14 protein-coding genes and 2 pseudogenes are annotated in these 21,566 nt (G+C 58.0%); 11 read left to right on the top strand and 5 right to left on the bottom strand.

The features are described from left to right. Positions 1 to 226: 226 nt before the first annotated feature. Positions 227 to 2,199: pseudogene (locus JQ558_RS33965) on the bottom strand (AI-2E family transporter). 501 nt (positions 2,200 to 2,700) lie between these two features. Between JQ558_RS33965 and JQ558_RS33960 the strand changes: the two are divergent. The 3 genes from JQ558_RS33960 to JQ558_RS33950 all read left to right on the top strand — a co-directional run bounded on the left by JQ558_RS33960 (position 2,701) and on the right by JQ558_RS33950 (position 4,728). Next, a complete protein-coding gene (locus tag JQ558_RS33960; protein WP_212296452.1) occupies positions 2,701 to 2,964 on the top strand; it encodes a hypothetical protein in 264 nt (87 codons plus the stop codon). A gap of 100 nt (positions 2,965 to 3,064) precedes the next feature. Further along, positions 3,065 to 3,205 (top strand): hypothetical protein, encoded by a 141-nt coding sequence (locus JQ558_RS33955; protein ID WP_212296451.1) that lies wholly within the window; start codon positions 3,065 to 3,067, stop codon positions 3,203 to 3,205. A 1,205-nt stretch (positions 3,206 to 4,410) separates the two neighbouring features. Beyond that, positions 4,411 to 4,728, top strand: a complete 318-nt coding sequence (locus JQ558_RS33950) for a hypothetical protein (protein WP_212296450.1) — start codon at positions 4,411 to 4,413, stop codon at positions 4,726 to 4,728. Positions 4,729 to 4,926: 198 nt separating this feature from the next. Here the strand turns inward: JQ558_RS33950 and JQ558_RS38000 are convergent, their stop codons facing one another. Further along, positions 4,927 to 5,244: an amidase gene (locus tag JQ558_RS38000; RefSeq protein WP_212212582.1), complete on the bottom strand. Its 318-nt coding sequence runs from the start codon at positions 5,242 to 5,244 to the stop codon at positions 4,927 to 4,929. Then, positions 5,196 to 5,717, bottom strand: a complete 522-nt coding sequence (locus JQ558_RS33940; protein ID WP_212296449.1) for an amidase family protein — start codon at positions 5,715 to 5,717, stop codon at positions 5,196 to 5,198. Before JQ558_RS33940 ends, JQ558_RS38000 begins: the two co-directional genes overlap by 49 nt. Positions 5,718 to 6,140: 423 nt before the next feature. Between JQ558_RS33940 and JQ558_RS38425 the strand changes: the two are divergent. Both JQ558_RS38425 and JQ558_RS38420 read left to right on the top strand, forming a co-directional pair. Next, positions 6,141 to 7,132 (top strand): annotated as a pseudogene (locus JQ558_RS38425) (Bug family tripartite tricarboxylate transporter substrate binding protein). A 410-nt stretch (positions 7,133 to 7,542) separates the two neighbouring features. Further along, positions 7,543 to 7,659, top strand: a complete 117-nt coding sequence (locus JQ558_RS38420; protein WP_212212654.1) for a transposase domain-containing protein — start codon at positions 7,543 to 7,545, stop codon at positions 7,657 to 7,659. A gap of 226 nt (positions 7,660 to 7,885) precedes the next feature. Here the strand turns inward: JQ558_RS38420 and JQ558_RS37640 are convergent, their stop codons facing one another. Beyond that, positions 7,886 to 8,179: a hypothetical protein gene (locus tag JQ558_RS37640; protein ID WP_212463758.1), complete on the bottom strand. Its 294-nt coding sequence runs from the start codon at positions 8,177 to 8,179 to the stop codon at positions 7,886 to 7,888. 151 nt (positions 8,180 to 8,330) lie between these two features. Here JQ558_RS37640 and JQ558_RS37635 point away from each other — a divergent pair, with 151 nt between their 5' ends. Continuing rightward, complete coding sequence (locus JQ558_RS37635) at positions 8,331 to 8,771, top strand: DUF4573 domain-containing protein (protein ID WP_312015062.1); 441 nt, start codon at positions 8,331 to 8,333, stop codon at positions 8,769 to 8,771. Between the two features lie 606 nt (positions 8,772 to 9,377). Here the strand turns inward: JQ558_RS37635 and JQ558_RS33915 are convergent. Further along, on the bottom strand, positions 9,378 to 9,854 hold the full coding sequence (locus tag JQ558_RS33915; protein WP_212212571.1) for a hypothetical protein: 477 nt from the start codon (positions 9,852 to 9,854) through the stop codon (positions 9,378 to 9,380). 718 nt (positions 9,855 to 10,572) lie between these two features. On the opposite strand from JQ558_RS33915, the gene JQ558_RS33910 reads away from it, so the two are divergent. From JQ558_RS33910 to JQ558_RS33890, 5 genes are all read left to right on the top strand, one after another. Then, on the top strand, positions 10,573 to 12,735 hold the full coding sequence (locus tag JQ558_RS33910) for a peptidase domain-containing ABC transporter (protein ID WP_312014755.1): 2,163 nt from the start codon (positions 10,573 to 10,575) through the stop codon (positions 12,733 to 12,735). Positions 12,736 to 12,900: 165 nt separating this feature from the next. After that, on the top strand, positions 12,901 to 14,676 hold the full coding sequence (locus JQ558_RS33905; protein ID WP_212212565.1) for a tetratricopeptide repeat protein: 1,776 nt from the start codon (positions 12,901 to 12,903) through the stop codon (positions 14,674 to 14,676). Between the two features lie 147 nt (positions 14,677 to 14,823). Continuing rightward, on the top strand, positions 14,824 to 16,830 hold the full coding sequence (locus JQ558_RS37630) for an HlyD family type I secretion periplasmic adaptor subunit (RefSeq protein WP_249119669.1): 2,007 nt from the start codon (positions 14,824 to 14,826) through the stop codon (positions 16,828 to 16,830). A 313-nt stretch (positions 16,831 to 17,143) separates the two neighbouring features. Beyond that, the gene (locus JQ558_RS33895; protein WP_212212562.1) at positions 17,144 to 20,317 is read left to right on the top strand and encodes a glycosyltransferase; all 3,174 of its coding nucleotides are present in this window, start codon (positions 17,144 to 17,146) and stop codon (positions 20,315 to 20,317) included. Positions 20,318 to 20,746: 429 nt separating this feature from the next. After that, positions 20,747 to 21,520, top strand: a complete 774-nt coding sequence (locus tag JQ558_RS33890) for a hypothetical protein (RefSeq protein WP_212212559.1) — start codon at positions 20,747 to 20,749, stop codon at positions 21,518 to 21,520. Positions 21,521 to 21,566 lie beyond the last annotated feature (46 nt).

The raw sequence follows: 21,566 nt of genomic DNA, 5'->3' as shown, positions 1-21,566 counted from the left end.
GTCCTCCTACCCAAACCTAAATACTAGCGCCTAGTAGTCTGGAGCAAATTTACGCTCAAAGCGCGCCTGCCGCGCCGTGGCCCGGGCTGGTCGCTGTAGTGCCCAGGCACTACCAGGCTTTGACCGCGGTAACGCCGTCAGAAGCGCGCCAGTGTGCACATCTCGGGCAGGACCTTGTGAATGGCGGCGAACAGCGCCGTTAGAAGTGCGAATGACGTCGCCAGAGTTAAGCCGCCGTTGTTGCAGGCAATTTGTCTTGCATTTTCAGACTATCGACGTTCAAGCCAGTGGCCTCAATTGCCAATTTGATCGCTTCGCCGAGGTTGCTCGCGATCAGATCAGCTTTTGCTGCCTCGCGGAGCCGCTCTAACTCTGCTTGATCAGTGTCCTTAAGCCAGCAACACAGTATTATGGCTGCTTTCGGCAATTTTCGACGAAGACGTCGAACGGCATAGCGCATATGAGCGGGTCCAGTCCCATCCAAGTAGACTAGGCATACTATCGAAACACCGTCTGTCTGGAGCCGAAAGATATTGGAGGTTGTCAGCGCTTCGGGTCCCTCGGCGCGAGCTGTCAGCCCGTGTGCCGTAGAGAGCTGCGCCAGCATGATGGCGGCGGCTTCATCAATTAGACTACGCCCACCTATGCATAAGATCGGCAATTCGCTCTGCCATTCGCCTGGCAGATCCTTCTTGCTGACGATTGGCAGATCTGCGTATGGCCCGTCTTCAGCCACGCTCTCTACCGCCGAGGTCGCTTCTGCGTCCGAAGTTGAGCGAACTTTTGGCGCCGGACGATCGTCCTGATCAGAAAGGTTGTTAGCAAACTTGATTGCCGCGTCTCTAATTTTTGTCAAACGCTCCTGATCGAGAGCGCCGCGCTCTGCATCCGCCTGAGCCAACTGCAAGCCCTTCAACGCTACTTCATCGTAATAGGAACTAAGTGATCTCTCTTTTAAGAACTCTTCCGCCTTATCGGAAGCTTCGGTTGGATCTCCCGCGAGCATCCGCTGATAGAAAATCTCAGGTGGAGAAAGCGCGGGCCGGTCACCAAACATCACGTCAAGAAATGCTAAGCGTTCCACATGCCGCCCGAGCACCACCAGGCAGACAGTTAAGGGAGTCGCCAACACTAGCCCGATTGGACCCCAAAGCGCGGTCCAAAACGTGGCAGACGCGACAACGGCCACTGGGGAAAGCCCGGTGCTGTGACCATAGACCATTGGCTCGATCACGTGCCCAACAATCGGCTCCACTATTAGAAAGAGGCCAAGAGTCCAAAGCAGCATCGACCATGTCGGATCCACGGCAACGGCAAGAGCCAATGGAAAGGCCGCGGCGATAGCTGCGCCGATGTAGGGCACGAATCGCAAAACAGCCGCTAAGATCCCCCAGAGGATGGCACTTGGAACACCTATGAACCATAGGCCAGCGCCAATGACTACGCCGAACGCTCCGTTCAACAGGAGTTGGATTAAGAAAAGTCGACTGAGGCGCCTGGCCGCGTCGTCGAGTGCTGCCGTCGTGCGTTGCAGGTCATGCGACCCTGCGAGCCGAATGAGCCGATTACGGAGGTCTTCCCGTTGAAGCAAGATGAAAATCACAAAGATGATAATGATACCCGTCGTAGCGAGTGGGTGCAGGAGTGGCGAGATTAGCGCCTGCAAACTCTCCAGAGCGCCAGGATCCGGTTGGCGCACTTCTACGGGCACTGGAGTAAGTGGCGTTTTGGGGTTGACTATCGTATTCGCGCCGAGTGTGGACCCGGCGTCTTTCGGCTTATCGAGTTCTTTACTCAAGTCCTTCAGCATCCCTGAGGCGCGTTCGAGCGTGCCCCGGCCAGCCGTGGTGTCTCGAAACAGCTGAATCTTCTCACTTATCGTTTATTGATAGCGCGGTAACTCACTTGCGAGTTGCGTTAATTGCGATGCAAGTAGGCTGCCTAATGCAAAGAGCAACGCAAAGGCGAGGACGACAATGCTTACGACCGCAATTGCGCGGGGAACGCGCGTTCGTTGAAGCAATCCAACAAGGGGGGCCAGGACAAAACTAAGCAGAATTGCCAGCGCAATCGGGATGACAATGTCGCGTCCGAAATAGAGCGTCATCACGATGATTACAGCCAAACCGACGTTGCTACCGCACCCTGCAGTGCAATCAATTCTTTTGAGGTACGCGCTTTGAATGGCTGATTGGCCATTTTGACCTCTGTTTAACGCGAGAAGACCGGACCGGGCTCGGCGCGTCTCCTATGCTGCTGAATTTTTCCGATGATGCCACTAGAGGAATGTCTTCGAACGCGCACGTCTCTGCGTTTGATGAACCATGCCTGTTGCAAGGACTCGTATGAATACTGTTAGCAACGCGGGCCAATTCCCGGCCTTGATTCAAGAAAGTCGGGAAAGTGCTCTCTCTGGGGTGGGCTATGGTCATCGGTGCGCTCGACGGTGCATGCACGTTATCCTGAAAAGCCAGGGAGATGCTGCAGCGCAGGTTGAACGAGCAATACTGTCGTTCGTTCCTATGCCTGAAAGCCATTTGGCTCGCTAGAAGGCATGAAAGAGGTGCGGCGACCGAGATTGGGAAAAAGGTCTACTAGCGTTTTGGAGTCGTCCGGGTTCCCTGCTACGCTACCGCATAGTCCCATTGTAGCGGAGAGAATCAGTTACGCTGCTGCTACACACTCTGGAGGGCTCAGGTCATGGACACCGAGAAGAAATCGAGCGAGCAGACTGCGGAAGAGCCCAAGAAGGATATCGGCGAGATCGTTGGCGAATTGGTGGTCAGCGGAGCCACCGTGCTGGCTCACACCGCGGCCGAGGCTGTGGTCAAACGTGTAAGGAAAGCAACAGCAAAAACCGCTCCGGCAAAAGCCATAGCAAAGGTCGTGAGACGGCGAGAAAGTCGTCCCGCGCATCAAAGGTCGCCAAAAGCAAAAGTAAGTCCAAAGCGAAATCTGGTGTGAAGAGAGCCGGCAAGAAGGTTAGTAAGAAGCCTGGTAAGAAATCAGCCACTAAGAAAACGAAGAAGAAGTCGAGAAAATCTAAACGCTGAAGGAGAATATGGTGGCTAAGAGAGCTAAGAAATCTGTTGCCAAGCAGGTAGTAAAGGCCGCGAAGTCGATGGCTAAGAAGGCAAAGAAAGCTGTCAAGAAAGTGATGCCCAAGAAGACGAAAAAGGCCAAGAAGAAGACCAAGCGCTTATGATACCGATAGATTGATTTGGAAAGGTAACCGGGCGGCGTTCGAAACATGAGCAATCCTACGCCGCCCGGCCTAGGAGGACCGTCCCTGGCTGAATCGCGACGGGGCTGAGCGGATCAAAGCAAGCGGTGCAAAGCGAGCATGGATCTACTCTAATAGAGACTACGAAGCCTACGCACCGCGAAACGCCGCGACCATGAATCGCTTCCTGCAGGTGTTGAAGGGACGCGGTGCTGGGCCCCCTATCACTCCGAGAGCGCTAATCTGAGGGATGTTATCAGACATGGATGCCGCAGCAAGAGAATCTGGCAGCAAGGATCCACCGCCAAGGGCAACTAGGCAATGTCTATCGGCTCGTATGCGGGTTCAGGCAGCCACGGTGCGGCGCCGATCACCAGATATTCAATTGTAGGAACGCCAAGCGATCCGAGTCGTTCATAATTCGGTCCGTCCGGGTTAGCCATCAGGACGGTCCTTCTGGCCGGGCGGCTCGTTTGACACCATGCAAGCGAGTCGTTCGGTTAAGCCTCACGAGTTCGGCCTGCGACAATTCCTTTTAGACGATCACGCCCTCCATCACGACCTGTGATCGTTAGCCGGGCTCCTCCCTATTGTCATGGTCAACGATTTCGTCACCCGCAGCGGCACTTTTCGGAATCGTCCTTGAGCGCATGGACGGCATCGAAAACGTAAGCCGTCGAAGCCTTAATCACATATCCACATCAGGACGTTGGCTATAACGAATTGGCGCACGAACTCGCCATGACTCCTTCAGGATTGACCACCGGGGCCCCACCTCGTCGAATGCCGGTCTGAATTACAACGAGTCAGTTGGACCAACAGCCAAAAGGCCAACGGACGATCTCGAAAAATGATTGCTCCGCCGGATCACGCATTGTGGATGGACCGATAGCAGTAAGTGGGCACCCACGCGGTGTTCATGTTTCCATCGTGACGCCGAACTTTCCATACTGGCTAATTGGCTTTCGGAGGGCTTAGATCGGTTCGAGTATAAATCGCTCCCGCATTTGCATTTCTCCGTGACGCCCTTCATCCTGTACTTTTATCCATTCGCTCTCAGATCGGCGTCACATTTGTCTTTGCCAGTATGAACGACTGTTCAATAACTTACACCAATTTAATGTCGCACATCGGAACGTAAGCTATGCGCATCAATTAGCACCCCACATGTAACCGGGAGTGTTCAAATGAATAAATTAGCAATCGTAGCCGTCGGTGCAGCAGCGCTGCTCGGTGGTTCCGCCGCAAATGCATCAGACAATGCGGCGCAGGCGAAAGCGTCAACCGTAACCCAGCAGTCTACCGATATCAGCTCTCAGCGTCGGCATTATCGTCACTACGGACATCGTGGCTATCGTCCGTACTACGGCAACAGCTACGGCTATTACGCGCCCCGTCCCCACTATGGTGGCGGATACGGCGGCGGACCCTACTATGGCAGAGGCTATGGATATGGTGGCCCGAGCGTTTCGTTCGGCTTCGGTGGTGGCCCGGGCTGGTACTAGGAACAAGAAGCCCGCAGCGATGCGGGCTTTTTCTTTGCTGCGAAAGATAATCACCGGCCTTGGGCAGATTTAGAGGCGTGAACGTTCGACCGGCAAACGTACTTTCAAACCCTCAATGTGCGGACGCCTCGCTCTTGTGATCCACCTTGTGCCGGCTCTGAGGGTACTAGAGCTCGTTTATCCTGCATGGACTGTCATTCACGCTGCCTGCGCACCCATGTCGTAACAGGGCGCGGTCGTCGGGTCGAGCGGGTCCGGTCCCATCATGCCCTGGAAGAGCAGCGAGGCGTCGTGCACGGAGCGCGCCAACGGCCCCACCGTATCCATCGACGGGCTAAGCGGCACGATGCCGTTCAGGCTGACTCGACCGAAGGTGGTTTTCAGCCCGAACAGATTGTTGAAGCCTGCGGGTCCGCGCACCGAGCCGCCGGTATCGATGCCCACAGCCATCGTCGCCAACCGCGCGGCTACCGCCACCGCAGATCCACTGCTCGACCCTCCGGGCGTGTACGGCACCTCGCCTCCCCACGGATTTCTTGGCGTTCCGAGATGCGCATTCCCCACCCGCCAAATGCGAACTCGACCGTGTGTACCTTGCCTAGAATGATTGCGCCTTGCGCCACGAGCTTTTTGATGATCGTTGCGGAGCGCTTTGCCACATAGTGACGGCGCGTGGCCGATCCCGCGGTACACACCTTGCCTTCGATTTCGATGAGATCCTTGATGGCTATCGGGATTCCATCCAGCGGTCCGAGCGGCGCAGCCTCAAGATAGCGTCGCGCCGACTGCGCTGCCGCCAGCCGGGCTTCCTCCGCGTAGACATCGATGAAGGCATGGACCTTGCCGTTCAGGGCAGCGATACGAGTGAGATGGGATTCCACCGCATCATCGGGTTTTAGCGTGCCATTCCGGTAACCTGACCCGAGTTCCGCAGCAGTGAGAAAACTCAGGCCATCCAAAGCGTCCGTCGACGCAGAACTCTTGTTCATCTGTCAGAATGTCCATCAAATCATGCCGAGCCACGTCCGTTTGTCTTTCTTGCCCGCTCCGTTACGCAGCTATCCGGTCGCGAAACCCACAGCACAGCGGGTTCAGGCACAGAGCCAAAAACAAACTCGTTGGTCAACCCGTGCTAATCAGAGATCGTCACTAACGGTTGGACGCTTCCCGTCGATACCCGGTCTAATCACGTTGGCAGATGGTGGCACTGTCGTCTAATGATTTGCAGCGATAGTCTGATCGATCGCCGAGATCAAGCAAGTCAATCGCCGAGCCGCCAGGTCCTCGGACCAATGCAGGGGGAGCACCTCATCGCAGGATCCGATTATCTGTTCGTTTTAATTCATTAGACATGAATTGAAGCTCTTTGCGAGCATCTGGGCCACGCGCAGTATCTCACCCAGGTGGCTTCAATGACTCAGCGACAATCCAAAATCATCGTCCCAGGTGCAATCATCGTGTTCGCCTTCGCCACTCTGGTCGGTACACTCCCCGCGGTTGCGCAAGACTTCCCGACACGAATTGTCACAATGGTCGTTCCAGCGCCAGCGGGCGGTACGACAGACATAGCGGCCCGATTGTTGAGCGAGGGCCTTTCGCGCCGACTTAGCCAGCCCTTCGTGATCGAGAACAAGGGCGGGGCGAGCGGAAATGTCGCCACTGCGCAGGTCGCGCGCTCGGCACCCGATGGATATTCCCTGCTCGTTACCTATTCTGGCTATCATGTCACGAACCCGGCCCTGTTTCCGCGGCTCAACTGGGATCCAATAAAAGACTTTTCTCCGGTCGCTAATGTAGTTACGGCGCCGTACGTCATCGTGGTGCGTAAGGATCTTCCCGTAAAAACGCTGGAGAACTTATCGCCTACGCCAGGGCAAACCCCGGTAAACTGAACTACGGCTCATCCGGCCGGGGCACAATCCATCACATTGGCGGCGAAATGCTGGCGATGTTGGCGGGCGCGAAAATGGTCCACATCCCATATCGAGGGGCCGCTCCAGCTCTAAACGATCTGCTCGCCGGGACCATCGACCTATTTTTTACATCCCCACCTACTATCGTGGGGCAAGTTCAAAGCGGTATGATCCGCGCGCTCGCGATCGCCAGTAAGCAGCGACACCCTATCCTGCCAAATGTTCCGACCACTGCCGAATTGGGATTTCCCGGGTTTGAGGTCGACGCCTGGTTCGGGGTATACGCACCTGCCAAGACGCCCAAGCCCATTATCGATAAATTGACTATCGAAATCAAAGCCTTGATGGAAACCCCCGAATTCCGGAATCGCGTTGAAGAACTTGGTTCCTACCCCACGTACATGCCACCCGATGAATTTGCGGCTTTTACTGCGGCCCAAATCGAACATTGGTCGAAGGCCATCAAGGCCGCTGGCATTACCTTGGACTGATTGCTTACATCGCGATGAGACTTCAAGCGATCGTCGACTTAAGATTGACAATCCGCGCCTAGAGACAAATCCAAAGTTGGGTTCAGGCTCGCGCCAGCGCCTGCTCTCCCGTCGGCCAGAATGCGATGCTGGCGTGGGCACGCACTGCCGAAAGGAACATCCCGATCGTTCAGCAACGGGACGGTAGTTGCGACCGATGTGAAGGCGCCGGAGCATATCGAGGGCATCAGCGACCTCTAGCGCGGCCGCATACAGAACTATTTGGTAGAACCCATCGAAAGCGAGTGATCAAGGGCCAGAGCCTCATAGACAATCTCGAGCGTTCCATCCGCCCGCTCGCATTCAACCGGAGTAACACGTTGCGACGGAGGCGGCGAGCATTTGGGCCACCGTCGCGTGCTTGACCGAGACTGGAGTCGAACGACATCGACCCGCTCGCGAATCTGACCAGCGTTCTTACACGTATCCGTCAATGGGTACCCAACCGCGATATCGATCAGTTGCTGCCGTGGACGTTTAGAACGTAAGAACTCAGATGAGCTGCGGCATCGACTGCGCTGTCGAGGCCGTCGTCGTGATCTCAGGTCGGATCGAAGCTGCCCTCGCCTTCTTTGATCGACGTCGGCCCGTCTTCGGGCCTTCATCAATCCTATCCGGAAACGGAAAAGCGCGGCGCCGTGTGACGCCGCGCTAGAGTTTTGCTGAAGAGCGCAACCAGTTCGATCGCGCTCCTCTGATGGTTATACCTGTCGACTAGCCGTTCGGCTTGAACACGCCCTCGACAGTCTTTGGCCCATGCGGATCGTCGAGAGACAGTCCGCCTTTGACCTTCGACCCTGGGTCGGGCGTTTGACTGCCCGCGCCTGTGTGGCCACTTCCTGTCGCGCCGCCCGCCGAGAAGTCGTGCGGCTGCAGGTCCTGCACCCCACCAAGGATAGCGAGCGTAGGCGGTACCTTCGACCCGTGGGCAATGTTGCCCTGCGTGCCGCTGATGAAGGTCATCTGCCCAGAGGCGCCAGTGGAGACATCGGCAGCATTGATGCCCACTTTGGTCGACTTTTGGTGGCCCGGGTTGCTCGGATCGGTACCAGAGGGTCCGGTTTCGCCTCCCTCCGGGCCGTTGCCGAGGCCGTTGTTACCCCGCGGACCCGTAGCTCCACCGTTTGGACCTCTCGAACCAGTCGCACCTGTCGAGCCGGTGGCACCTGTCGAGCCGGTGGCACCCGTCGAGCCGGTCGCACCTGTCGAGCCGGTTGCACCTGTCGAGCCGGTTGCACCCGTCGAGCCGGTTGCACCCGTCGAGCCGGTGGCTCCCGTCGAGCCGGTTGCTCCCGTCGAGCCAGTTGCACCCGTTGAGCCGGTGGCACCCGTCGAGCCGGTGGCTCCCGTCGAACCGGTCGCTCCCGTCGAGCCGGTCGCACCTGTCGAGCCGGTCGCACCTGTCGAGCCGGTTGCTCCCGTCGAGCCGGTGGCACCCGTCGAGCCGGTTGCTCCCGTCGAACCAGTCGCACCGGTCGAGCCAGTCGCACCTGTCGAACCAGTGGCACCTGTCGAGCCGGTGGCACCTGTCGCTCCTGTCGCGCCAGTTGCCCCCGGGGGACCACTCGCAATACTTACGGTTACGCCTTCAGATACGTAATACGACCTGTTTCCAGAAGCGGACCCTTCCGAAAAGCTAGTGACGGTCGTGCCACTGCTATCGGTAATTTGCAAAGCCGTCAGATCTGAGCCCGTCGCTTCCGCGACAGCAAAGTCCCAAGTGCCTGCGGGGAGAGCTACCGTGAAAGCGAAATCCTGATCCCCATCAGTATTCAGCGGATCGCCAGATGCCTCTGGTTGCGTTGATCCAAGTAAGATCCAGCTATCCGTGTTGGTACCACTGATGCTGGCAGGCCTGTAATAAATATAAACGGCCTGATTGCTCGTTCCGTTAATGGTGCCAGTAATGGTAATAACGCCAAGGGGATCTGCCATTGCTCTAACTCTCTTGACTGGGATTTCGCAACAGTTACGCAACGTTCAACTGGGTACGCGACGACAGACCCCGAAAGGCTGCCGTTAGATCAGGGTGACGAGAAGTCTTGTGCCTGCGGAGGTTATTGTTGCTTCAAGAGAGTATTTCTGGCCCGAAACCAGATCCATCTGAAACAAGTTAAATGCCACTTCCGTTGGCACTCCAATGACGTAAGTCCCCCTCAGATGGTGTTTGTTAAACGCGACGTTTGGGACAGCGGCGCAACCGAGCTCACCTACCGACCTGAGACGCCGCCGTTATCGTTACGTCGTGAGCGACGAAACGCCCGTTACCGGCGCTCTCTGTTTTGAAAGAGTATTTCCTGGCCGACACCAGGTCGGTCAGTGACAAGTTAGACGCTGCTTCTGGTGACGAGTTCTGAAGCCGGACCTCAATCGCATAAGTTCCGGGTTGGATGCTTGTTCTAAAAGCGAAACTGTTGCTCGCATCCGGGGCCGCCTTCGGTTGCAGGAACGGATCCGTAAGCGGCAGAGTAGTCGTCGTCCCCAAGATGGCGAATTCACCTTCGCCGCGCCGAATCCTAATTTCGACGTTGCTGCTTGCCTGAGCTCGCCCGACCACCTCTACGAAACCGTAGCCCGCCAGCGGTCCTTTCGCTCCTCCGTTGCCATGGTTCGCCTCATCCAACGAGGCCGGCCCGGGGCGTTCACCGGTGGCACTAACATTTCTGATATTCAGTTCGACCATTGATCCTCCAGCGAAACTAGGAGCCTTCATGGGACTTGCAATTTCGCACCAGATAATTCGCACCACAAACACGCGCAAATTACCTGTACCGCCTGATGCGCTGAGTCAATTACATCGCCGCTAGCACGACATATGTGCACGCATGTTCCGCATCAGCCAACGGCAACCTCACTGGCAACTGTCCGCGTTGGTTTGTCTGTAGGCGCTCGGAAACAAAAATTTACTTGCGCCACACCTCGGCTGTTTCAATTGACGAACTTCGAGCGGCGCAGCCGACTGAACTGCCTTCGCCTGTTCCCATCGCACCAATCGACGAACGCGCCGATGCATTCGGTTCCACGACATACCCCTTTCGAGTTACCTCGAAATGTCTTCGCTGGCCGGTGCGCCTGCCCGACGCCCCTTAAGCGATTACGGCTGGCTCGAGTTAGCAAACTAGGGTGTTCTTTTCTTTCCCCTCGGCATTATTGAAGGAACCGAAGACGAGGTAGGCGCAGACCGAATTTGAATGTAGAGTGGTTATGCTGCTTGCGCGCAGATGAGCAGATGATAAGTAGCGGTTGCGCTGCCGTATCGTCCAGAGTTGAGAGATGCATCGAGAGTAGGTCTTCACGTGAATCCTCGGCCTGACAGCCAACATCCGGACACTTGCCGCGGGGAAACGCCCACTGGCACAATGCCGGACGGGCAAGTCAGGCATGACGCAGCTAAGGCGCGCGTGGATGCGCTCGCCGTTGTTGCTCAGCACCACGGCGTCGAACTAGATCGCAAAGCGCTACGCGTTTCCCCCGGCGAGGTACCCTCTCCCGCGGCTCTCGTCACTTGGGCGCGCGAGGGCGGACTATGGGCAAAAGCGACGCGCCTGCGCTGGCGCCACCTGATCCGCATGCAGTCGGACGCCCCAGTTGTGCTCTTGTTTTCCGACGGTGGTGCGGGCGTCCTCGTCTCGCGCGACGCCAATGCTGGCACCATATACTTACGGGATCCGAGCCGTCCCGGTGAAGAGCCCGTCGCCATCGATGAGCTTCGCCTCGCAAACGTCTGGCATGGGGATGTATTGCTCCTGCGGCGTGAGCGAGGCACATCTGCCGATGAGGAGCCATTCTCGTTCTCTTGGATGATGGGTCGCGTTCTGGAAGAGCGCCGCAATCTGCGCGAGATCGCCGCAGCCTCAATCAGCTTGAGTGTCCTGCAGATCGTGCCGCCTTTCCTTATCATGGTCGCCATCGATCGGGTGATTACGCATCAGGCCATGGCGACGCTGGGCATGATCTCGCTGATACTGATCCTCATCACGGCCTACGACACGCTGCTTGGGTACGCGCGTCGCGAGATCATCGAGGTCACCGCGACGCGGATTGACGCGCGGTTGGGGATGCACGTTTTCCGGCGATTGCTGGCACTGCCAATGGACTTTTTCGAGCGCCATCCGACCGGCGAAACGGCCCGCAAAGTCGGCCAAATCTTCAACATCCGCAGCTTCTTCACCGGCAAGCTCGTTAGCACGTTTCTCGACGTATTCACCCTGATCGCTCTTCTGCCATTCCTGTTCTGGATGAGTGCGACGCTCGCCTGGATGGTGCTCGTAGCATCTGCCCTCGTTGCTCTCGTGGTATTCGCATTTTTACCTGCGATAAGGCAGGTTTTTGCGCGCCTCGTGATAGCTGAAAACCGTAAGAATTCGGTGCTCGTCGAGACGGTGTATGGCATGCGAACCGTCAAGTCGCTCGCAATCGAAAAGGTGCGTAACGAGGAGTGGGACGCGCGCGTGGCTGAGGCAGGCCAAGCGCGTCTCGACGCCGGTCGCATCTCGAACGTCGCGCAGACCATCGTGAGCCCAATCGAGGCGTTCATCAATCGCGGCGTTCTGCTTGTTGGCTGCTACATCCTCATTGCTTCGCCTCCCGGGAGCACCGCGATTACCGGCGGTGCTCTCATCGCGTTCTTAATGCTCGGCGCACGAGTAGCAAGCCCGCTGATTGGTCTGGCAAAGCTCATGCAGGATATCGAAGAAGTTCGCCTTTCGGTGAGCGAGGTCGCGGATGTTCTCAACCATCCGACAGAAGCCGCGGCGATGCGGACCGGTCTTCGGCCGAAATTTGATGGTGCGATTGCATTCCAGGACCTCACCTTCACCTATCCTGGGTCGTCCGTGCCGGCGCTTGACCGCATCTCGTTCGAAGTTCCAGCGGGAACCATGCTCGGCCTCGTCGGTCGCAGCGGCTCGGGGAAATCGACGATCGCGCGCCTCCTTCAGGGCATTAACCGCGAGTATAGCGGTTACCTTAAGATCGACGGCACCGATCTACGGGAGATCAATCTAACGCACCTGCGCAGCAGCTTTGGAGTAGTGATGCAGGACAATTTCCTGTTTCGCGGCACTGTGCGGGATAACATCATTGCCAGCCGACCTGGCTTGACACTTGAGCATGCCGTGCAGGCGGCCCGTCTTGCGGGTGCCGAGGAGTTTATCGAGCGGCTGCCGCGCGGGTACGAGACTTGGCTCGAGGAAACCTCGTCCAACCTGTCGGGGGGACAGCGCCAGCGTCTTGCCATCGCGCGCGCGCTCGTCTCCGATCCGCGCCTTATGATTTTAGATGAGGCGACCAGCGCGCTCGATCCCGAGAGTGAGGCCCTTGTCAACGCGAACCTTTTGCGCATCGCCAAGGGGCGGACGATGATCATCGTCTCGCACCGGTTGTCCTCGCTGGTCGACTGCGACCAGATCCTCATCCTTGACAAGGGTAAGGTCGTCGATATCGGCCCACACGAGGAAGTGCTTGATCGCTGCGCCGTTTATCGACAACTGTGGCAGCAGCAACACCGGCATTTGGAGGGCGGGCGCCCACGTCCGCTTAAGTCCGCCACGACACGAGAGTGACGATTATGGCCAGGCGCTCGGTCACCACTCGCGGATTGTTGCTAAACCCAAGGAAGCGCGGGCCCACGCAACCGATACTGGCGGCGCTCTTCGAATTTCAGGCCGAGGTCCACCTGTTTACGTCACTCGAGCTTCTTTGAATGGTTCACCAAGCAAGGCCATAGAATGAGTTTCGTTGATCGTCTGATCGCGCCAGTCTCAATATCGGCCCGCGCCCGGCGTGGGATTGAGCTCCTCGAATCCGGCCGCGCGGCTGAAGGCTTCCATCAACTCGCCTACGCCGCCCGCGGCGGCTGTATTGAGGCGCAGTATCGAGTCGGGCGATGCTATCACGAGGGCACCGGCGTGCCACAAGCGACCACGGAGGCGGTACGCTGGCTCCAACGTGCTGCGGAAGCCGGTTCAGCGGACGCCCAGTTTTATCTCGCGCTTCTGTATGTTCAAGGCGTGATCAACCCTGAGCAGTCGAGTGCGGCTCTCTTTACCGTCCACAATGAAAGTGGCGGCCCAGATTTCTTCACGGCACTTAACTGGGCGCGCCGCGCCGCCGAGGGCAACTCGGCCGAGGGCCAGGCGCTTCTGGGATATATTCTAACTTCCGGCCCCGATACCATAACCGACGAGCTGGAAGCTGAGCGCTGGTACGCGCGTTCAGCGAAAGCCGGCTGTCCTCAAGGGTCTCTTGGGCTTGGGCTCGCCCTGCTTCGCCGGGCACAGGACGAGCGGACACAAAAGGAAGCAGCTGAACAGATCGCGAAAGCTTCAGCGGCCGGCATTCCGACGGCACTCTATCTCATCGCTGTGCTCACGGAATTTGGCATAGGCGTGGGGGGCGAACTCACTCGAGCCGTCGAGCTTTATCGTCTCGCTGCCGACAAAGGCGTGCGCCTAGCGCAAAGGCGTTTGGGCGTGGCCCTCATCAATGGTCACGGTATCGAGCGCAACCTGGTCGAAGGCGAAACCTGGCTGCGCCGGGCCGCACTTGCCGGCGACGCAGAGGCAGCCGCCCGGGTCGGCCTTCTCTACGCTCGCGGAGGCGAATTGCCACCTAACTATGTCGAAGCCGTAGCATGGCTCGAGCGCGCCGCCGAAGGAGGTTACGCGCCAGCTGCGAGGACTTTGGGTCAGCTCTACTCGATCGGCACCGCCGTCGGCCGCGATCTGGACCTCGCAAATTTCTGGCTGGAACGTGCAGCCGAACTTGGTAACGAGGCGTCGAAAGCCGACTTTGCGAATCTCGTGCTCCGCGGCGGCGGAAAATCCGGCGATCAGGCCAAGACTCGTCATTGGTTCCAAGAGGCCGCCGAGACGGGGGACCTTATAGCCGCCTTCAATTTCGCCGTCTGCATCGCTGAAGGAATCGGGATCGAGCGCGATGAGACCGCGGCTGCGCTGTGGCTTCGCCGCGCGGCAGTGGGCGTCCCGACTGCCCAATACTGGTATGGTAGGATCTTGATCGAAGGTCGTGGCGTCCCAGAAAACATAGTCGAAGGGCGAATGTGGCTGAGACGCGCCGCCGACGCCGGGATCGTCGATGCGCAAGTTCTTCTCGGCGAGATGCTTGTAAACGGCCGAGGCGGACCACCCGACCATCGCACGGCCCGCGCGCTATTTGAAAAAGCTACTAGTCAGGGCCACATTGGGGCGATGTTTGCGCTCGGTGCGCTTTACCATGGCGGTCATGATATCGCGGCAGATCCTGGTCTGGCGCAGCGCTGGTTTCGCGAGGCGGCGCAGCGCGGCCACCCACGGGCGCAACTGATGCTCGGCCGATATCTCCTCGGCGGCGCTGCGGGCCGGACTGATCTTGCCGAAGCACGGCAATGGTTCGAGGCGGCTGAAGCCCAAGGGGTGACTGAAGCGGCGCTTGAGTTAACACGTCTTGCTAAAGAACCGGGCGGAGAGGCTCACAATTTGAAAGGAAGTGCCTCGGCCGCGTAGTCAACAGGAAGATCTACATGCGGGATCAGAAATGAATTTTTCTCGCGTTTGGTGGCGCAAGCTAGCAAAGCCTGAACCTGAGCGACGCGAAGGCACTGGCTAAACTAAAACGCGTTCGGCGAAAGCTTTAATCCAATATGGTATAGAATGACCAAGTACTACCCGCTCATCGATAAGGCTGTCACCGAGCTGGCGCACAATACCGGCGAGGCTCGGCGTGAGCTTTATGAGCGCACTCGCTCCGCCTTCATCCGGCATTCGGTCAACCAAAATCCGCCGCTCACGAAAACAGAGCTGATATGTGAGCATCTCGCCCTTGAGGAAGCGATCCAGAAGGTAGAGGCCGCTCGCAGTCGCACTGACCCGCCCAGCGGCGAAGCCTTTTCGGCGGCGGCGGTTGGGCAGATTCCAAACGGCGATCGCTCCCCGGCCCTGCAACCAGTATCGGCCGCAGTTACTGTACTCAGTCGCGAGCCTGTCCAACCGCCGCAGCGTGAGCAGCCTGTAGTCACGCGCCGCGAGAAAGTAGAAGTATTCCCCCGTTCGATGGTGTTCCCCGCCAACATCGAAACAGCGTCGGCCGCAACCCAGGCTGCGGATCCGAAGCGGGCGCCATCGCCCCTGCGCAAGCGCTTCAGTTTGTTTTTGGGTCGCAAGCAGGAAATGCCGTCGGTTCCGCCGCCATTTGGGTTCAAGTCTTCGAGCACCGCGCGAAAGGTTCTAGCCAAGCCTACGGCCGGAAGCATTCGTTGGCCCTCTATTCCCACAGTCCCTGCCATAAAACGATTATTCAGCGATCGTAATAAAGTCGATGTGCAACCGTCGTCGCTCCTGGAATTTGAGTCCCCGACGGCAGCGCTTGTCGAAGCACCGATCAAGCCCGCGGCGCGAAGCATGCTCTGGACGGTTGTCTCGGCGATCCTGGCCTCGATGGCGGTGGCTGCGCTGTTTCCTATTGATATGGTCGTGACCGGCTCGGGACGTGTCGTGTCGCTTCAGGCGACCAATGTCGTGCAACCGCTTGAGACGGCTATTGTGCGCGCGATCAACGTGCGCGAGGGCCAAACCGTGCGCGCCGGAGAGCTGCTGGCTCGCCTCGACCCGACCTTCTCCGCGGCCGACGTAAGCGCCCTCCAGACACAGGTGAAAAGCTTTCAGGCAGAGGTCGACCGGCTCACGGCTGAAGCTTCCGGGACGCCGTACCAGCCGACAAGCGCTGATACCTCCACGGTCCTGCAAGTTGCGATGTATGGCCAGCGCCAGGCGCAGTATCGGTTTCAGATTGAGAGCTACAACCAGAAACTCAGCGGGCTTCAAGCGCAGATAACCCGCGCTGAGCACGACGTCGCGGCATTTGGCCAACGCCACCGGATCGCGAGCGTGCTCGAGTCAAAGCGCCGGGAACTCGAGCGGTTGCAGGTCGGCAGCCAAGTGAACCGCTTAATCGCGGAAGACCAAGCCATCGAGATGCAACGCAACTTGACGGACGCGACGGGCGCAGCCGAGCGCGCCCGCCGCGACCTCGACCAGTTGGTGGCCGAGCGTGACGGCTACGAACAGCAGTGGAAGGCGAAAATCAGCGAGGAACTCACCTTGCGCAGGCGGAGCCTTAGCGATGCAACTGAAAGCCTGCGCAAGGCTACCCTTCGACGCGAACTCGTTGACTTACGCGCCGACCAGGACGCAGTGGTCCTCAGTGTGGCTAAGGTCTCGGTCGGCTCGGTGATGCAATCCGGCGAGCAGCTGATCACTCTCGTGCCGAGCGATGCGCCGCTGGAGGTGGAAATGCGTATCGCCACGGCCGACGCCGGCTACGTCCACGCCGGACAGAAGGTTGCGATCAAATTCGACACTTTCCCGTTCGTCCAATACGGCATGGCCGAGGGGACAGTCCGATTTATCAGCCCCGATAGCTTCGGCGGCGGGCAAGATACGCAGCGTGGAACCGTCGTCACTCAAGGCGATAGCTCTGCGGTCTTCTACAAAGCGCGCGCGGCCATTGATGAGCTCAAGATGCACGGTGTACCCGGCGGCTTCCAGCTCAAGCCGGGCATGACCGTTACTGCCGACGTCAAGGCGGGCAAGCGGACCTTGCTGACCTATTTGTTCGCGCGGGTAATGCCAGCTGGCCTCGAGGGAATGCGCGAACCTTGATTTTGCATGGTTCACCAAGCAAGGCCAAACCAGGTCCTGGCAGCCGTTTTCCGAGGCGACGCAGCCTCAGCGGCGCTGGTTGGACAGGCGGCGTCCTGGAACGACCGCCGGCAGAGTTTGGCGCTTATCGCGCGGAATCCATAGCCAATATGGCGCTCAGCGAGGGCGGTGTCAGTTTGCCCGCTATTGCCCCTCATGACCAATTGCCATTGACTACGGCAGGTGCAGCCGATGCCATCCTGTTACTCGAGCAGTATGGTGCAAAACAAGCGCGGGCCCGGCGGACGGTTACGTTAACGGGTAATGATCGGCGATGACGAACCCCAAGACACTGTGTCTCAACATGATCGTCAAGAACGAGATGGCGAATATCGCACGCTGTCTGAATTCTGTCGCGGACCACATTGGCTGCTGGGTGATAGGCGACACGGGTTCCACTGACGGAACCCAACAATTTATTCGAGAGTTCTTCGCAGCACGCGGCATCCGTGGCGAACTCCATGAATTCGCGTTTATCAATTTTGCCCAAGCGCGCAACGAGGCGCTTACTCGCGCCCGCACCTCCACGCTGATATTTGACTACCTCCTGCTTACCGACGCCGATATGGAGCTGAGGGTCATCGACCCTGCCTTCGTCAACCAGCTCAGAGGAGATGCCTATCAGGTTCTGCAGCGCGCCGGGATCAGCTACTGGAACGTACGGCTCCTGCGGCGCGAGGCCGACGCAGACTATAAGGGGGTGACACACGAATTTCTCGATGTGCGAGGTGGCAGTACGGTGCAGCTTGCTGAGATCGAATTCATCGATCACGCAAGCGGATCGAATCGAGTCGAGAAGGTCGACCGCGATGCGCGCCTGTTACGGGCCGCGCTGGTCGAGGAGATCGACGCCGGCATGGTATCGCGTTACACATTCTATCTCGCCAACACGCTTCGCGACGGCGGACGCAAGGAGGAAGCGCTACAAGAGTACCTTAAACGCGCCGATCTTGGCGGGTGGCAGGAAGAAGTGTTCATGAGCCTCTTCTATGCTGCGCAAATCAAAGAGGAGTTAAAGTATCACGAAGAGGATATAATCGCGGCATACCGCCGTGCCTCCGACCGCCTTCCAAGCCGCGCCGAAGCACTTCACGCCGCTGCGCGATTCTGCCGCGACCAGAAACGATACGTTGAGGCCTATCAATTCGCTCGCGAGGGCCTGCAGATTGCGTATCCCAAATCTGGGCTGTTCGTCTTCGACTGGATCTACGACTACGGCCTGCTCGATGAGTTGTCGATCGCCGCGTACTGGACCGGACGCTTCGCGGAGTCGAAGGAACTCTGCGGGCGCCTACTAAGCAACGAAAAGATTCCCCCTGGTGACCGTGAACGGATCGCTGGCAACTTGCGTTTCGCGGAGGAACGTGTTGGCGAACTCACGCTGCCGGAAGGCGAAGTCTCTTGGGATGCCGCACTCCGTGTTGCTGTGCACGCCGAAGAGTTGGGTTGCCCGGCTGCGGACGTCGCGGCTGCCTACGAACGGGCCTTCGAATTGCATCAGGAGGACTCCGCGAACCTTCTTCGTGCAGCTCGCTTTTGCCGCAAGGCCGGACTAAACACCCCGGGAGCGTACTTCGCGGAGCTTGGCCTGGCGCAGACGGATCGCGAAGGCGAATTGAGTTCGCATCTAAGAATCGAGTTGATCGAAGAACTGTCGATCACGGCCAATTATTCCGACAATCCTCTGCGTTACGCGCTCGGCCACTCCGCCTGCGAATGGTTGGCGCTGTCGCGCGCCGTACCGGAAGGAATGCGCGAGCTAGCCCACCGCAACTTAGCATTCTACGCGAAAGGTGCTCAACAGCTTTTTCCTTCCTTCAGGCCAACACGCATCAATTTCGGTGCTCCAGCGGGATACGCCTGTCTGAATCCTTCTGTTGCTCGATTTGGCGACCAGCTCGTCTTGATTCAGCGTACCGCGAACTACACGGTGACGCCGGACGGCGCGCGCTACCACATCCAAAAAGGCTCAAGCGTTCACACTCGAAACTTCTTGCTGACCCTCGACGACGAGTTTGATGTCACTTCTTCCAGCGAGATCTTGCCACCTCACGACATGCCCGAGCCCGTGTTCCCCGCAGTGCTCGGTTTCGAAGACATGCGGCTCACCGAATGGCAAGGAAGTTTGTGGACTTCTTCGACAGTCCGCGAATCGAATCCGCAAGGTCTCTGCGAACAATTCCTTGCCCGAATTGAGCCAGCCCACATCGGCGCCGCTCGATTAGCCGATTGGCGAGTCATGCGGCCGGAGCATCAGCTCACTCACGAGAAAAACTGGATGCCTTGGCGATGCAGCGATGAGTTACAGTTTCTCGCCTCCTGCGATCCAAGTCAGGTGCGCGACCCCTACGGTAAGCTCATCTCAGAATCGCGGCCTCCTGCGAGCCTCGCACACTTTCGAGGCGGCTCGCAGGTCATCCCGTTCGGCGACGGCTGGCTCGCGGTAGTGCACGAGGTCTCGATAGCAGGAAGCGCGCGCACGTACCTGCACCGCTTTATCAAGCTCGACCGAGCCGGCACCGTACTCGGGATCAGCCCGCGGCATTTCCTGCTTCGCAAGGGAATCGAATTTGTTGCTGGCCTAGCTTGGCATCCGAACGGTGAGCAATTATTGGTCAGCTTCGGAGTTAATGACGCTGAGTCTTGGCTGGCCACGATTTCGAGTTCCGACATTGAAGCATCGCTGCACCGGCTGGACGCAGAGTGGCGAACGGTACTTAGACCGTTGACGCCGATATCTCTATGTAAACCGTTGACGTCAGGAGAGAGAAGCATCAACGAGTTCGTTATTGGCCAGACAAATAAAGCCTTGCGCAACTATATGCAGGTCGATTTCGCAACGTCGTCATTACTAAGGGCGGGCCTACCGATACATCCCGACCGCCCGAAAGCGTGGGACACGTTGCTAGCGGTTTGCCTAGCGCAAGGTCTGGTCGACCCTCGTTCCGCCGTTCTCGATGCCGGGTCAGGTTTGGAGTCCGCTTTCCTTCCAAGTCTCGCGATGAGCGGTTTCGATAATCTGTGGGGAATAAACCTGCTCTTCAACAAGCCGGTTAAAATCGGAAGCATAACTTATGAGTACGGCGACATCACTGGAACCGTCTATCCGCGTGGTCAATTCAGCTTTGTTGCCTGCCTTAGTGTGATTGAACACGGCGTCGACACAAGGATATTTTTGCAGGAAATGGCGAGAATCATCCGGTCTGGTGGCTTCCTCTTTGTATCCACCGATTATTGGCCCGATGCCGTTGATACGAGTAGTGTGACAATGTTCGGCGCTCCTTTCACCATTTTTAACCGGACCGACCTGGCACGTCTGATCAAGCAAGCTTCCGAATGCGGATTTAGACTGTATGGAGGTGAAGAGCATTTCGACGCAGACGAGCAGGTTGTAGACAACATGGGACTGAAGTACACCTTCGCGAACTGCTTCTTCCAGAGGATATAGTGTTTTGGGGATGTAGCCCCAACACTCAGCAATGAGCAGAACACTGGCGTTCTGAACCGCCCCGGGATTGTCGAAGCCGGTTGCTCCCCCTGACGTAGTCGCGTTGGTATGCTGCCCATGGGTCCAGAGCGTTCGGTGGCGAACTCGACGGCTTGGAAGTTCGCCATGGTCCGCGCTGGTGGATCAACTCTGAGATCGGCGCAAAAGGGCGACGCAGACCATTCGAGCGCTGAAACGCGAAATATGGTTTCAGCAACATTATGCAGGCTGAAAAACGGCTTTCCTTCAATGTTGAAATGAGTTGAACTTGAGACGGACCTTAGTGAGTTGATAAAAGTTGATATCGGAACTTGGCCAATTGATCTTGCACGGCAACTCCAACGTTTTTTGGCACAGATGTCACCCGAAACGATAAATCGATGCTCCCTCTTGACCGCGCCAATCGAACTCACCGGCAACTGGGGCCACATGATTCCGGACGCAGCTTTGCACGTGGTTGAGCGCATGCGAGCAGCCTGCTTTGATGGCGCACGCCTTGTCTCGGATGACCAACCCGACCGCCTCCGCATTGAGGAACGCACGTCGGGGTCGCCCGCTGTCTGGCTTCACGCAGATCCGTCCAACACCGGCTGGATCATTGTGAATATCGGTGAACGCGACTGGTCACAGCTGGCCTATCAGTTCGGCCATGAACTCGGCCACGTGACCGCCAACTCATGGCGCCCTGATGCCAAGCCGGCGGCTCCCAGCCAATGGTTTGAAGAGGCCCTGGTCGAGGCATTTTCGCTGCGCGGCCTTGCGCTCCTGGCAGACGGCTGGTCAAAGGATCCGCCGTTCAAGGACGATAGCGGGTTCGGGGCAGCGGTGGCCACCTACCGGCAAAACATCGTCGAGCGCTACGGCAAGCTTGCGATCGAACAAGGCAATCCAAAAAACCTCAGCATGTGGTTTAAGCAACATCGCCCGGCAATGGAAGCGCAGCCGGGTCTGAATGCCTTCGCACAAGCGGCATCGCTCACGATCCTCGCCGAGTATGAACGCAACCCCGCCGGCATCGAAGCGCTTGGGGCGCTGAACAGGTGGGAAGCCCGCAGCGCACTACCGATAGAAAGGTATTTCGAGGCCTGGAAGGTAAGCTGCAAGGATTTGAAGGCCTCGGCGGAGTTGCCTAATCGGCTTCAGCGACTGCTTGCTGACGGCTAGGACACTAGGAAAGAATCGAGAATTTAAGCGGGCTCGTTTGAATCGT

It is taken from the genome of Bradyrhizobium sp. AUGA SZCCT0160, from assembly GCF_018130105.1.
GTDB lineage: Bacteria > Pseudomonadota > Alphaproteobacteria > Rhizobiales > Xanthobacteraceae > Bradyrhizobium.
This window is presented reverse-complemented; position numbering and strand designations above follow the sequence as displayed.

Excerpts from the sequence above, each read along its gene's own strand:
- JQ558_RS33960 (WP_212296452.1), top strand. The coding sequence starts at position 2,701 with ATGGACACCGAGAAGAAATCGAGCGAGCAGACTGCGGAAGAGCCCAAG.
- JQ558_RS33950 (WP_212296450.1), top strand. The coding sequence starts at position 4,411 with ATGAATAAATTAGCAATCGTAGCCGTCGGTGCAGCAGCGCTGCTCGGT.
- JQ558_RS33940 (WP_212296449.1), bottom strand. The coding sequence starts at position 5,717 with ATGAACAAGAGTTCTGCGTCGACGGACGCTTTGGATGGCCTGAGTTTT.
- JQ558_RS33915 (WP_212212571.1), bottom strand. The coding sequence starts at position 9,854 with ATGGTCGAACTGAATATCAGAAATGTTAGTGCCACCGGTGAACGCCCC.
- JQ558_RS33905 (WP_212212565.1), top strand. The coding sequence starts at position 12,901 with ATGAGTTTCGTTGATCGTCTGATCGCGCCAGTCTCAATATCGGCCCGC.
- JQ558_RS37630 (WP_249119669.1), top strand. The coding sequence starts at position 14,824 with ATGACCAAGTACTACCCGCTCATCGATAAGGCTGTCACCGAGCTGGCG.
- JQ558_RS33895 (WP_212212562.1), top strand. The coding sequence starts at position 17,144 with ATGACGAACCCCAAGACACTGTGTCTCAACATGATCGTCAAGAACGAG.